10 protein-coding genes are annotated in these 13664 nt (G+C 66.9%); 3 read left to right on the top strand and 7 right to left on the bottom strand.

The annotated features are described in order from the left end of the window. Positions 1 to 557: 557 nt before the first annotated feature. Entirely contained in the window at positions 558 to 959 is a 402-nt protein-coding gene (gene sodN / locus ABT130_RS26280; protein ID WP_350914286.1) for a superoxide dismutase, Ni, read from the bottom strand. A gap of 90 nt (positions 960 to 1049) precedes the next feature. Here sodN and ABT130_RS26275 point away from each other — a divergent pair, with 90 nt between their 5' ends. Further along, the gene (locus ABT130_RS26275) at positions 1050 to 1352 is read left to right on the top strand and encodes a S24 family peptidase (protein WP_030924827.1); all 303 of its coding nucleotides are present in this window, start codon (positions 1050 to 1052) and stop codon (positions 1350 to 1352) included. On the opposite strand, the gene ABT130_RS26270 is transcribed toward ABT130_RS26275, so the two are convergent. Further along, the gene (locus ABT130_RS26270; RefSeq protein ID WP_030924825.1) at positions 1322 to 1852 is read right to left on the bottom strand and encodes a CGNR zinc finger domain-containing protein; all 531 of its coding nucleotides are present in this window, start codon (positions 1850 to 1852) and stop codon (positions 1322 to 1324) included. The two genes, ABT130_RS26275 and ABT130_RS26270, sit on opposite strands and share 31 nt — an antisense overlap. A 278-nt stretch (positions 1853 to 2130) precedes the next feature. Here ABT130_RS26270 and ABT130_RS26265 point away from each other — a divergent pair, with 278 nt between their 5' ends. Further along, positions 2131 to 3324, top strand: coding sequence for an NAD(P)-dependent malic enzyme (locus ABT130_RS26265; RefSeq protein ID WP_350914290.1), 1194 nt, complete (start codon positions 2131 to 2133; stop codon positions 3322 to 3324). A 454-nt stretch (positions 3325 to 3778) separates the two neighbouring features. On the opposite strand, the gene ABT130_RS26260 is transcribed toward ABT130_RS26265, so the two are convergent. From ABT130_RS26260 to ABT130_RS26240, 5 genes are all read right to left on the bottom strand, one after another. Beyond that, positions 3779 to 5308, bottom strand: a complete 1530-nt coding sequence (locus ABT130_RS26260; protein ID WP_350959567.1) for a trypsin-like serine peptidase — start codon at positions 5306 to 5308, stop codon at positions 3779 to 3781. Between the two features lie 485 nt (positions 5309 to 5793). After that, complete coding sequence (locus ABT130_RS26255; RefSeq protein WP_350959564.1) at positions 5794 to 6966, bottom strand: trypsin-like serine peptidase; 1173 nt, start codon at positions 6964 to 6966, stop codon at positions 5794 to 5796. Between the two features lie 129 nt (positions 6967 to 7095). Then, positions 7096 to 8331: a trypsin-like serine peptidase gene (locus tag ABT130_RS26250; protein ID WP_350959562.1), complete on the bottom strand. Its 1236-nt coding sequence runs from the start codon at positions 8329 to 8331 to the stop codon at positions 7096 to 7098. 216 nt (positions 8332 to 8547) lie between these two features. Continuing rightward, positions 8548 to 10107, bottom strand: a complete 1560-nt coding sequence (locus ABT130_RS26245; RefSeq protein WP_350959560.1) for a trypsin-like serine peptidase — start codon at positions 10105 to 10107, stop codon at positions 8548 to 8550. Positions 10108 to 10749: 642 nt separating this feature from the next. Next, positions 10750 to 11865, bottom strand: coding sequence for a trypsin-like serine peptidase (locus ABT130_RS26240; protein ID WP_350959558.1), 1116 nt, complete (start codon positions 11863 to 11865; stop codon positions 10750 to 10752). A gap of 318 nt (positions 11866 to 12183) precedes the next feature. Between ABT130_RS26240 and ABT130_RS26235 the strand changes: the two genes are divergently transcribed. Beyond that, the gene (locus ABT130_RS26235; RefSeq protein ID WP_350959555.1) at positions 12184 to 13644 is read left to right on the top strand and encodes a TLP1 C-terminal extension domain-containing protein; all 1461 of its coding nucleotides are present in this window, start codon (positions 12184 to 12186) and stop codon (positions 13642 to 13644) included. Positions 13645 to 13664: the final 20 nt, after the last annotated feature.

Below are 13664 nucleotides of genomic sequence, written 5' to 3'. Positions count from 1 at the left end.
GGCGCGTCGCGGTTCGGCCCTGTGCTGACTGCGACGCTGGCGCGTCGCGGTTCGGCCCTGTGCTGACTGCGACGCTGGCGCGTCGCGGTTCGGCCCTGTGCTGACTGCGACGCTGGCGCGTCGCGGTTCGGCCGCTCTTACCCGGCTCCTTCCCTCGTCGAGGAAGGTCGCTCGTTCCTCACAACCTCCCTCTCCTCAGTCCAGTCCCCGGCGCGGCCTCACGGGTAGTCCCTCAGGGGAGGGCATGGGGCACGTCCCAGGGATGCTGCTCGGGCGGGTTGACGGCACGTCTGCGCGGAGGTTCCTGGGGCTCTCCGGTCCGGATCAAGGGGTGTCCGGGAACTCCTTGATCCGGATTGCCGGCGCTTCCTCGCGAGTTGCCGGCGATGCCGGCGCGTCGCGGTGAGGCCGCTGGGACCCGGCTCCTTCCCTCGTCGAGCGGGGCCGATCGTTCCTCACGACCCCGCTCTCCTCAGTCCAGTCCCCGGCGCGGCCTCACGGCCCCGTTCTCCTCGGTTCAGTCGTCGGCGCTTCCTCACGGGTTGGTCGTGAGGATTTTAGGCGGCCTTGGTCTCCCAGAAGATCTTGGAGATCTCGTCGATCTTGCCCAGCAGCTCGTCGGCCTTGGCGACGTCGACGGTGCCCTTGCCGCCAGCCGCGCCCGCGAGCTTGGTGGCCTCCCAGAACAGCTGGTGCAGCTGCGGGTAGGTCTCCAGGTGCGGGGGCTTGAAGTAGTCGGTCCACAGCACCCACAGGTGGTGCTTGACCAGCTCGGCCCGCTCCTCCTTGATGGAGAGCGCACGGGAGCGGAACACCGGGTCCTCGTTTCCGGCGTACTTCTCCATGATGGCCTTGACGGACTCGGCCTCAATGCGGGCCTGGGCCGGGTCGTACACGCCGCAGGGCAGGTCGCAGTGCGCCGACGCGATGTGCCTGGGGCGCAGAAGTCGTGCGAGCATCGGAAATCCTTCCTTGATGCCATGTTCAGAATGGTCCGGTTAACGACCTTACTCGTCTCCGAATGCCCGTGTGGGAGGGGGTTACGCTCGATGAGAGTACGTGTCGCGGGGGACTCGATGCTGCCCGCGCTGCGGTCCGGTGACTGGCTCTGGGTACGGCGCGGAGCGGTGGTGAGGCCCGGGGATCTGGTCGTCGCCCGGCTGCCCTCCGACCCCGCCGTGCTCATCGTCAAACGCGCGGTCTGGGAGGCGGACGGCGGCTGGTGGCTGGAGAGCGACAACCAGCGCGCCCCCGGCAGGCGCGACAGCTGGGACTTCGGTGCGCTGCCTCCGTCGTCGATCGTCGGCCGGGTGGTGCTGCGCTACTGGCCGACCTTCTGGCGGGCCCGGTAGGCGGCGACGTTGGCACGGCTGGCGCACCGCTCCGAGCAGTACCGGCGCGATCGGTTGGAGGAGGTGTCGAGGTAGGCCCTGCGGCAGGGCGGCGCCTGGCAGAGGCCGAGCCGATCGACGCCGAGATCGGTGATCATGGTGGCGAGCCCCATCACCGCTCCCACGGCGTACTGGTCGGCCATCCGGCCCCCCTCGGTGAGGTGCAGATGCCAGCGCTCGCCGTCGTGCCCGGAGATCTGTGGCTGGACCGGGTGGTGGATCAGCAGCGAGTTGAGCCGGTCGACCACCGCCTCCTCGTCGCCCGCCTCGGCGGTCTCGAACACGACCATCAGCTCTTCGCGCAGGTCGCGCAGGGCTTCCAGGTCGCTTCTGGTGATGCGGCAGCCGGGCCGGTAGCGACCGCCCTCTTCCAGGAGCGCGCGCAGCCCTTCGAGACCGGTCAGCCGGTCGGGGCTGTTGATCAGTAGTACGGCCAGCTCCGCGTAGGAGGTCAGGTCCATCTGGGGATCCGTCAATGTAAGAGGTGGCATGGACTTCGAGTATTACACGGTGTGGTGAGGTTAACACCGGGACGACGAAAGTATGAGGTACCCGCCCGTGGTGACAGTCTCAACATGTGGCACAATCGAGCGACGGGTGACCCCCGAACCCTCCAGGCGACCGTGCTCAGTGAAGTAGGCCCCGAGCGGCTACAGAAGCCGGGGACAGGCTTCCCGCGGCCGTCTCAGAAGGAACTATCCGTCTGCCTGACTGAACTACAGGGGTCGCTGTGGCCACCATGCCATCTTCCATCTCTCTCGAAGCTCTCGAAGCCCTGGATCTGGATCCGGCCTTCGCCCTGCACCGCGGGGGCAAGCTGGAGGTCCGCTCCACGGTTCCGGTCCGCAACGCCGACGACCTGGCACTCGCCTACACACCTGGCGTGGCCAGAGTCTGCAGCGCGATCGCCGAGAAGCCCGAGCTCGCCAAGGACTACACCTGGATCTCCAACGTGGTCGCCGTCGTCTCCGACGGCACCGCGGTGCTCGGTCTCGGAGACATCGGGCCTGCCGCCGCCATGCCGGTCATGGAAGGCAAGGCCCTGCTGTTCAAGCAGTTCGCGAATGTCGACGCGGTGCCCATCTGCCTGGACTGCACCGACGTGGACGAACTGGTCGAGACGGTCGTCCGGCTCGCCCCCTCCTTCGGGGGGATCAACCTTGAGGACATCAGCGCCCCCCGCTGTTTCGAGGTCGAGGCGCGTCTCCGCGAGATCCTCGACATCCCCGTCTTCCACGACGACCAGCACGGCACCGCGATCGTCGCGCTGGCCGCGCTGAAGAACGCGGCGCGGCTGACCGGTCGCTCGCTGGGCGATCTGCGGGCCGTGGTCGCCGGTGCCGGTGCCTCCGGGATCGCGGTCAGCCGGATCCTGCTCAACGCGGGCATCGGTGACATCGCGGTGGCCGACTCCAAGGGCGTCATCCACCAGGGCCGCGACGGGCTCAACCCGGTGAAGGAGGCCCTGGCGCGCGACAGCAACAGGGCGGGCCTGCACGGTTCCACCGAGCAGGCGCTGGCCGGGGCCGACGTGTTCATCGGGCTGTCCGGCTCGACGGTCTCGGAGGAGGCCATCGCGTCGATGGCCTCCGGTTCGATCGTCTTCGCGCTGTCCAACCCGACGCCCGAGGTGCGGCCGGAGGTCGCGCGCAAGTACGCGCAGGTGGTCGCGACCGGCCGTTCCGACTTCCCCAACCAGATCAACAACGTGCTGGCCTTCCCCGGCGTCTTCCGCGGGGCGCTCGACGTCCGCGCCACCACGATCACCGAGAACATGAAGGTCGCCGCCGCCGAGGCGCTGGCCGGGGTGGTCGGGGACGACGATCTGTCGGCCGACTACGTGATCCCCAGCCCGTTCGACGAGCGCGTCGCCCCGGCGGTCGTCGCCGCCGTCTCCGAGCAGGCCCGTGCCGACGGGGTCGCCCGTCTCTAGATCGCGACAGCCCAGGCGGCACGGCAGGCGAACTCGCCATCCGGCCGAAGTACGATCACGCCCACCAGGCACACGACCGAACGCCCCTCGCCCGACCGGCGGGGGGCGTTCCTGGTCTCCAGGGACGCAGGTATCCGTCGCGCGTCGCGTTACGAAAAGTACCTGTGCTCACAGAGCCGGTACGCGGGTACGAGCGGATCACGCATGCTGTCGGCCTGCCCGGCCTTGGAAAGGGAGCGGCGCTGCCGCCAGGACTCGCTCTCACGGCCCTGCGGCGGAGGCCGGGGCCTTCACCTCGCGGGGGAAAACGGGGCGAGGAGCCCTCACCGGTGAGAATCCGGTGGGAATGGCCGAAGGGGTCCGGCTGGTGCCGGACCCCTTCGGGTGAAGCTGGTGGAACAGGTGAGCCGGAGGTTTGGACGCTCAGGCTCGGGTGATCGTCAGGAAGCTACTACTACTTGACGATCGAGCCGGACCAGACGTTGGCGGCCTTGCTGTAGACCACCTGGGTCTCACCGTCGAAGTACGGCGAGGTGATCAGGTCGTAGCGGCCGTTGTTGTCCTGGTCACCGAAGAGGCTGGTGACACCGTTGACGTAGCCGAGACGCTTGGCGTTGCTGTACTTGGCGAGCCAGGGGCCACCGTCGGCGCCGGGGGTGAAGGAGCTCTTCAGGCCGATGTGCTCCTCGACCTTGTGAGCGGCCGACACGTAGGTCTTGCCGGAGGTCTTGCCGTAGGTCCACTTCGGCGTAACGCCGGTGTAGGCCTTGTTGCCGTCGGGGTGCGCGTCGGCCGGGTAGCCGAACACGAACACCGTCTGCTGCGGCTTCTGGTTCCAGGTGAAGCCCTGGCCACCGACGTTGTCACCGAGGCGACCGACGTCCTTGATGTAGCCCTCGAAGACGAAGAAGTTAGCCTTGAAGTACTTCTTGGAAGTGCCCGGCTTGGTCCACTTCTGCACGTAGTAGTGCGTGACGAAGACGTTGGTCTTGTCGTCAGCGTTGACCGTGCCGGGGAACTTCAGCGGCTCCTTCTTCTTGTTCTCGAGGTACTTGAGAGCGTCAGCGTAGGTCAGCTGCTCGATCTCGGGCTCGCCCAGCTTGTTGCCGTTGCCGGGGCCGGTCTTGGCGGCCTTGTAGAAGCCCTCGGTGACCTCGACGCGCTCAAGCACGGCGCCGGGGTAGTCCGGACCGGAGACCTGAGGAGCGTTGTCCTCGCCCTCGGCCCAGACAGCGCCCAGGTTGAGGACTTCCTTGTCGTACTCGGCCTTGCTGATCTCGGTCGGGCGGACTTCCTTGGCGCCTTCGAACTTGTCGTAGTCGGCCTTGGAAACCTGCTTGGCGGTGCCGCCACCCACCTGGATGCCGTTGTACACGGTCACGAACGCGTAGTCGCGGTCGCGGTCGTTGTAGACGGAGTAGTCGTAGTGGGTGAAGGCGGTCTTACCGACGTAGATGCCGTACGGGGTCTTGCCCTGGTAGTAGCCGGGGACGAAGACCCACTTGTCCATGACGCTGGCGTTCTTGCTGTCGTCGTAGACGCAGTGGCCGGCGGTCGCGACCAGGTTGCGGTACTTGCCCTGGATCGAGGTGGCCGAGCACCACTTCAGGTCGCCGCTGGCGTCAACGAAGAACACCTTGCCGATGGTCTTGGGCAGGTTGATGTTCTTGACCTTGGCGGCCGTCTTCTTCTCTTCGCCGATCGGGGCGACGATGCCCGGCTTGCCGTCGGGGGTGTAGCCGCCGCTCGCGCTCAGCTTCGCCGTGGCCTTGGTCTCCCAGGTGTAGGGAGTCGCCTTGGCGAGGTTGTTGGTGTGGTTGTTGAACTTGGTCCAGTACTCGGCGACCTCGACCGCGGCCGGAGCGTCCTTGGCCATGGTGTCGGAGGCCCAGTCCGGAACGGCGTTGGCGGTACCGGCCAGACCAGCGGCCAGCAGACCGGTGGCCAGAACGGCGCCACCGGCGGGGAGGAGGATGCGCTTCAAGGGAACTCCTTGGTCTGATGTGGAACGCTTCTTGCGTCCCATGCGTCAGTAAAGGGAATGCCAGAAACATACAGCGCCGATCTTGAACACCGGAAGCCGCTTTGAGAGGGAAGAGGCGGGTCTGGAGTGCCGAGACCATTTCGTGATGTTTAAGTGGCTCTGTTGTCGACGCTGTAACCAAAACTTGCTCAAGGTGTTTGCGCAGCTAGACATGATGTTGGGATGAAAGTGGCAGATGTGGCGTGAGTTCCCGCTTACTGTGAGCAATCATCACTATGTGATGCAGATCACATCAAGTTGATGGCACCGATTCCGTCGCGGGCACGTCTAACGCTCCCCTCAGGGGCCGATCCGGCTTTCGCGCCACCTCGCGGCCCGGCTTCCGGCTCCCCGAACCGGGCCCTTCCCGCCCCGGAAACGGGTGCGGGACCCGGCGCGTGGCGCCGGGTCCCGCTGGTGGTTCAGGAACTTCGAAGGTGTGTGAGCTACTTGTAGAGCTCGCCGTTCGGGCCGACGATCCTGCCGGACCATACGTTGGCGGCCTTGCGGTAGATCTCGGCGGTCTCACCGTCGAAGTACGGCGAGGTGATCAGGTCGTAGCGGTCGTTCTGGTCCTGGTCGCCGAAGAGGCTGGTGACACCGTTGAGGTAGCCGAGCCGCCTGGCGCTGCTGTACTGCGTCAGCCAGGGGCCACCGTCGGCGCCGGGGGTGAAGGCGCCCTTGAGGCCGACGTGCTCCTCGACCTTCTCCGCCGCGGAGACGTACTCCTTGCCCGACGTCTTGCCGTACAGGTACTTGGGGGTCACGCCGCTGTAGGGCCTGTCGCCGTCGGGGTGCGGGGCGGCGGGGTAGCCGAAGACATAGACGGGCTTGCCGGTCTTCTGGTTCCAGGTGAAGCCCTGGCCGCCGACGTTGTCACCCAGGCGGCCGACATCCTTGGAGAGCAGGATGTAGTAGCGCGAGCCGCGCGACCACTTGGGACCGCTGAACCCCGCGTACTCGGCCTTGGTGACCTGCTTGACGCCGTTGAAGGCGACTCCGTTGTAGACGGTGACGAAGGCGTAGTCCTTGTCGTAGTCCTCGTAGTTGGCGAAGTCGTAGTGCGTCCACGCCGACTTGCCGACGTAGATGCCCCACGGGGTCTTGCCCTGGTAATAGCCGGGGACGAAGACCCACTTGTCGAGGGTGTCGCTGTTGCTGCCGGGGTCGTAGACGCAGTGGCCGGCGGTGGCGACCAGGTTGCGGTACTTGCCCTGGATCGAGGTGGCCGAGCACCACCGGTACTGCCCGTTGACGACGAAGAACACCTTGCCGATGGTCTTGGGCAGGTTGACGTTCTTGGCGAGCGACGGAGTGGGCTTCTGGGAGCCGGTCGGGCCGACGCTGCCGGGCCTGCCGTCGGGGGAGAAACCGCCGCCGACCTTCATCTTCGGGGCACCGGGGTCCGCGTTGTAGACGGTCGCCCTCTTGAGGGCGGCGAAGTTCGAGGCTGCCCAGAAGTTGATGACCGAGACCGCCGAGGAGTTGTTCCTGGCCATCGGGTCGGTCGCCCAGTCGGGGGCGGCCTGGGCGGTGCCCGCCAGGGGACCGACCAGGGTGGTGGCCAGCAGGGCGGTGGCGGCTGCGGCGCCACCGAGGGGAAGAAGAGAGTGCTTCAAAAGACGAGCTCCTTGCGCTGCAACGTTCCCGGGGATCCGGGAACTGCGGGACGACAAGCTACGAACCTATGCAGCGACCGCTGGGTCAAACGTCGTCTAAGCCTCTCTTAAGCCTCTCTTAAGGCGGCTTTATGTTCGGGGCGCCTGCTGGGTGGCCGCCCAGTGATAGGCGGCGTAGGTCGCCGCGATGAAGTACGGGGAGGAGATCCTGTCGTACCTGCGGTCGGTGTCGGTGTCCCACGCGAAGCTGTTGACGCCGTTGAGGTAACCGAGCGCGGTCCTGTTGTCGTAGGAGATCAGCCAGGGGCCACCGCTCGCGCCGTTGGTGAATCCGCAAGTCAGGGCGATACCATGCTCGACCAGGCGAGCGGGGGCCTGCACCTTTTCGGTGCGCCCGTCGCACGACTTGAGCCGCTGGCCGTCGTAGGGCCTGCTGCCGTCGGGGTGTGGGGCGGCGGGGTAGCCGAAGGCGAGGGTGAACAGACCGGTGCCCCGGTTGGTCGCCAGGCCCTGCCCGCCGACGTTGTCCTCCAGGCTTCCGACACCCTCCATCTCGTAGGTGCCGGCGGTCTTACCCGCCTTCCACCTGAAGCCGTCGTGCACGGTGACGAACGCGTAGTCGTAGTCGTAGTCACCCCTGCCGACGAAGTCCTCGTGCAGGTTGAGCGAGTGGCCGACGTAGATCCCGTACGGGGTGTTGCCCTTGTCGTAGCCGGGGATGAAGATCCAGTACTCGGCCTGACTGCCCGTCTTGGCGTCGTAGGCGCAGTGTCCGGCGGTCGCGACCAGGTTGTGGTTGGCCGCCGCCACCGAGGAGGCGGAACACCAGTAGTCCTTGTTGCCGATCCGGAAGAACACCTTGCCGACGGTCAGCGGGGAGCCGCCGGAACCCGGAGCCCGCTTCTTCGGGAGGGTGGGCCTGACCAGCGGCGCGGCCCCTCCGGGCTTGGCGGCGCTCTTCCCGCTACCGGCCGCGGTGGTGGTCTCCTCGGTCATGGCCGTCGCGCCGCCCGCCTCCCCGGCGGCGGCGGCCGTGGCGCTTCCGGCCGTGGCGCTTCCGGTGGCGGTGTTTCCGGCGGTGGGGGACGGTGAGGTGGTGGTGCCGGATTTCCCCCCGGGTGTCGCGGGCACCCCGGGTGTCGCGGGCCCGTTGTCCATGGCCTGCTTGAGCCTGGCCGGGCTCCAGTACTCCGCGATCCGCCGCATGTCGGCGACGCTCTTGGTCAGCGGGATCGAGGTGATGCCGCTGGGCACCGTGTTCAGCGGACCCGCCGCGGCGCTCCCGGCGAACGCCGACGTCATGGTCACACAGGCGGCGATCAGCGCCCCGAGTGTGGCCGTGAGCCGCCGTACGCGGGAGGACATGAGGGGGATTCCTTTCGGAGGGCCGGAGTTTCGGAGGGCTACCAGGGATGCAAGGGGTGATTTTTCCAGATCAACTTGGTTTTGGGCAGTTCGCTGGACCGATCCGCTCATGCTCCGTTATCTGGTCAGTGTGCCCGAGGGTGTATAAGCACTCCGTGAAGCTGCGGAAAGGGCCCGGTGCGTACCGGGCCCCTCCTGGTTCACACAGCCTGCGTCCTAGGCCGGGAGCTTCCCGGTCCAGAGGTTGGCCGCGTGCTTGTAGATGCCGTACGTCTCACCGTTGAAGTACGGGGTGGTGACGCGGTCGTAGCGGTTGTTCTTGTCGCTGTCGATGGTCAGGCTCACCACACCGTTGAGGTAGCCGGTCCGCTTGCTGTTCTTGTACTGCAGCAGGAAGGGGCCGCCACTGGCGCCGGGAGTGAAGGCGCACTTGATCGCCTGGTGCTCCTCGGCCTTGTAGGCCGCGACGACGGGTGCGGCGACGGTCGTGCCGTAGCACCACTTCTGGGTGTGACCGGAGTACGGCTTGTCGCCGTCCAGGTGGGCCGAGGTCGGGTAGCCGAACGTGAAGACCTTCTTGCCCAGCTTCTGGTTCCAGGCGAAGCCCTGGCCGCCGACGTTGTCACCGAGGCGACCGGCGTCGGTCACGAACGTGATGTAGTGCCGGAAGATGGTGTACTTCGCGGACGAGGTCTTCGCGATGTACTTCACCAGGTAGTAGCGGGTGATCGTGTAATTGCCCCGCGAGTCGATCTGCTTGTGGCCGGGGCCCTTGTACGCCTCGTACTCGTTCTTGGTCAGGTGCTCGACGCGGGGCTCAAGCTTGGAACCGTTCGCGGGCCAGTCGGCCTGGTCCAGGGTCCTGCCGCCGAGGGTGACCTTGTCGTTGTGCAGGCCGTAGACCTTGCCGGAGGCCTTGTCCCAGGTGGACTTGTTGGTCTCCACCGCGACTCCGAAGGCGCCCTTGTACTGCGGGCCGACCTGGTCCTCCTTGTCGACGCCCTCTACCTTGCCGAGGCCGCCTTTCTTGGTCCACTCGTCGTAGGTCTTGTGGTCGACCGTCTGCGCGGCCTCGCGGCCCACCCCGCCCTTGTCGACGTGCGCCTTGAAGGTCTTGTAGTCGACCTCCTTCTCCGGCTGCTGCTTGATGCCGTTGTAGACGTTGACGAAGGCGTAGTCGTAGTCGTAGTCCTCGTAGACCGTGAAGTCGTCGTGGGTGTTGACCTTGGCGCCGACGTAGATGCCCCAGGGAGCCTTGCCCTGGTAGTAGCCGGGGATGAACACGAAGTTGTCGAACGGCTTGTTCGTGTCGGTGTCGTAGACGCAGTGGCCGGCGGTGGCGACCAGGTTGCGGTACTTCGACTGCACGGCGCTGCCGGAGCACCAGCGCTCCTGTCCCTTGCCATCGACGAAGAAGACCTTGCCGACGGTGATCGGGAGGTTCACGTTCCGCGACTTGCCGGCGGACTTGCCGCCCTCGCCGGTGGGGGCGACGACGCCGGGCTTGCCGTCGGCGGCCGCCCTGGCGGCGCCGGTCTTGTTCAGCTTCGCCGAGACGGTGGAGTCGGAGAGGTAGGTCTTCGCCGACTTCAGCTTCGAGGCGGTCCAGTAGCCCGCGATGGCCTTCGCGTTACCGGAGGGGGTGAGCGCCGCCGACTTGATGTCGGGGTCGGCGGTGCTCGCCTGGGCGGTGGCGGGGAGGGAGGCGCCGATCATCGCGGCTGCCGCGAGGGCACCGCCGAGGGGAAGGATCAGGCGCTTGGCTCGGGGGTTCAATGAAGCTCCTTCTTTGTCATGGATCACTCGGGACGCGATCCACGCATGCGTAAAGAGACAAGAGGTGACCGTACTCGGCAAAGATGGGGTAAAGGGCTACAAAACGGGCAAGAGCCTGGACCGATATGATTTCGTTACCAAATTCATGGAACCGGAAATCTGTTCCACCCGTCTGATCTTTCCTTGCTTGATCGAGAGATCTCGTGCGGCTCATTTGAGCGTGTGAACTGCGGAAACGCCGAGACTGGCCGTTGGGTGTCCCTCGCCTCCGGAACGTTCCGGAGAGGAGGGACTGTGGCCGCCGACGCGACGAGGGGCCCGATCCTGAGACCGGGCCCCTCGTCATTCCTCCGGCCGGCCGCAGGTATACGGCGACGCTGCGCGTCGCGGTGAGGCCGCTGGGATCCGGCTCCTTCCCTCGTCGAGGGAGGTCGCTCGTTCCTCGCGAGTTGCCGGCGACGCTAACGCGTCGCGGTGAGGCCGCTCTTGTCCGGCTCCTTCCCTCGTCGAGCGGGGCCGTTCGTTCCTCACGACCCCGCTCTCCTCGGTCCAGTCCCCGGCGCGGCCTCACGACCCCGCTCTCCTCAGTCCAGTCGCCGGCGCGGCCTCACGAACTGCTGGTGACGCTGCGCGTCGCGCGGGTCAGTCGGTCCAGCGGTTGGCCGCGGCCTTGTAGACCTTGTAGGTGTCGCTGTTGAAGTACGGCGAGGAGATCTTGTCGTACCGGTCGTTCTTGTCGGTGTCCCAGGCGATGCTGTTGACGCCGACCAGGTAGCCGGTCCGGCTGGAGCTCTTGTACTTGTAGAGCCACGGGCCGCCGCTCGCGCCCGCGGTGAAGGCGCACTTGAAGCCGATGTGCTCCTGGACGTTGTACTTCGGCGCGGCCGGCATGGCGCCGGTCTTGCCGTAGCACCACTTCATCGTGCGGCCGGAGAAGGGCTTGTCGCCGTCGGGGTGCAGTCCGGCCGGGTAGCCGAAGGCGAAGACCGTGTTCTTGATCTTCTGGTTCCAGGCGAAGCCCTGACCGCCGACGTTGTCGCCGAGCCGCCCGACCTTCTTGATGATCGGGTGCCACTTGCCGTCCTTGTCCTTCTCCCAGTTCACCTTGAACCCGGAGTGGACGTTGACGAAGGCGTAGTCGTAGTCGTAGTCCTCCTTCACCACGAAGTCGTCGTGCGCGTTGAACCACTTGGCCGCGTAGATGCCGTAGGGGTTCTTGCCGTCCCACGCCTGGTCGCCGTCCCAGTAGGACGGGATGAAGATCCAGTTGTCGTAGAACTGGTTGGTCTTCACGTCGTAGACGCAGTGCGCGGAGGTGGCGACCACGTTGCGGTACTTGCCCTGGACGGAACTGCCGGAGCAGTACTTCCAGCTCTTCGGGTCCGCCGGGTTGGCGCCGGGCAGAGTGAAGAAGACGCGGCCGACGGTGTTGGGCAGGTTGACGTGCCTGCTCTTGGAGGACTTGGCGCCCTCCTCGCCGATCGGCGGGACCGCTCCACCGGGGCCGTCGGGGCCCGCGGCACCGGAGGCCTTGCCGCCCTTGATGCTCAGGTCGAGGTCGCCGGTGGCGTCCGTGGCCTTGCGCATGCGCTCGGGCGACCAGAAGGAGGTGGCCTCCGTGGCCGTCTCAGAGGCCGGGGAACTGACCACATCGTTGGGGGCTTGAGCGGCGTTGGCGCCTGTGGTGGCGCCGATCACTCCGGCGATCATGAGAACGCCGGTGAGGGGGATCGTGAGGCGCCGTGCTCGGGAATTCATGAAGCTCCTTTCGTGCTCGGCGTGGAGACGGGACCTCTCCTCGCCGGGAAAACGATCGGAACGTTACTGACTGAATCGAGCGCTCGGCGAGGAATTGACGGGAAAAAGCATTGAATGGTTCCAGGCGATGCGATCTCGTTATTTAAATAGCGATTTGTTATGGTTTAACAAATAGGCATTTTCGCAGGTCATTGCGGGTATTGGGGGCCTCTGTGGGCATCTGTGGCACCATTGGTAACAGCGATTACCGAAGGTTTCTCGGGTAACTCCGGCACCCCCGGCCTATTAAACCGAATTATGTTCTGGTTGGATGTCGGCATGAGTGGAGATCCCCGTACCCCATGCCTTGTCGGCGTCGCCCAGCACACGGTCCGCGTCCAGCCGGGGCCTGAGCCGTTGGATCTGTGGGAACTCGTCGCCCGTGAGGCCGCCGCCGACGCCGGGGCCCCAGATCTGCTGAACGCCCTCGACTCGATCCAGGTCGTCTACACCGAGTCCTGGCAGTACGACGACCCGACGGCCAGGCTCGCCGAGCGGCTCGGCGCCGCTCCCCGCCACCGGGCCTACTCCAAGGTGAGCGGTACGGCACCGCAACTGCTCCTCGGAGAGGCGGCCTCGATGATCGCCAGGGGTGAGCTGGACGCCGCCCTGGTCGCCGGAGCCGAGGCGCTGGCCACACGCAGGGCCCTGCGCAGGGCGGGGGAGCGCGTGGCGTGGAGCCATCCGGCGAATCCCAAGCCGCCCTACGGCTGGGAGCGGCCCCCGCACCCGGCCGAGCTGGCCCACGAGCTGTTCCTGCCCGTCCACACCTACGCGATCATGGAAACGGCTCGGCGGGCGGCGGCGGGCGAGTCCATCGAGGAGGAGCGGGCGGCACGAGGGCTGATGATGGCCCCGATGACCGAGATCGCCGCGGCCAATCCGCACGCCTGGTACCGGGAGGTCGGAAAGCCCTCGGAACTGGTCACCCCGGCCGCGGATAACCGCATCGTCGGCTGGCCCTACACCAGGCGCACCGTCGCGGTCATGGAGGTGGACCAGGCCGCCGCCGCGATCCTGGTCAGTGACGGGCTCGCCGACCGGCTCGGCATCCCCCGAGACAGGCGCGTCTACCTGCGAGGATGGTCCTACGCCGAGGACACCTGGGAGGTGGCGGCCCGTCCCGTGCTCGGCTCCTCGCCGGCCATGGCGGCCGCGGCGCGGGCGGCCTTCGCGCGGGCGGGGACCGGTCTCGACGAGATGTCCGCGCTGGACCTCTACAGCTGTTTCGCGATCGCGCTCCGCGCCGCCTGCGCGGCAGGAGGGCTCGACCCGCTCGACCCGCGAGGGCTGACCGTCACGGGTGGCCTGCCGTACGCGGGGGGTCCGGCCAGTGACTACGTCCTGCACTCCACGGCGGCGATGGCCGAGCGCCTGCGGGCCGCGCCGGGCCACGGGCTGGTCACCGGGGTCGGCATGCACCTGACCAAGCACACCTATGCGGTCTGGTCCACCGAGCCCGGCGGCGCCCTGGGCGACGCCGCGCCGGTGTACGTCGCGGAACCGGTGCCGATCGCGGACTCCTACGAGGGACCCGCGACCGTCGCCGGATACACGGTCGCGCACGGCAGGGACGGAGCGGCCGAACGAGGCATCCTGATCGCCGACCTTCCCGGTGGCGGCCGGGCACACGCCCACGTCCGCCGGCCCGACCTGATAGTCGAGGCCGAGTCGCGGGAACTGGTCGGCGCCGAGGTGCGCCTGGCCCCCGAGGGGCCGGTGAACGTCGCGACCTGGTGACGGCCTCCCCGGCGGGTATC

Source organism: Streptosporangium sp. NPDC001681, from assembly GCF_040298085.1.
Taxonomy (GTDB): domain Bacteria; phylum Actinomycetota; class Actinomycetes; order Streptosporangiales; family Streptosporangiaceae; genus Streptosporangium.
Note: the sequence above shows the minus strand (reverse complement) of the source record. Positions and strands in the feature narration are given on the sequence as shown.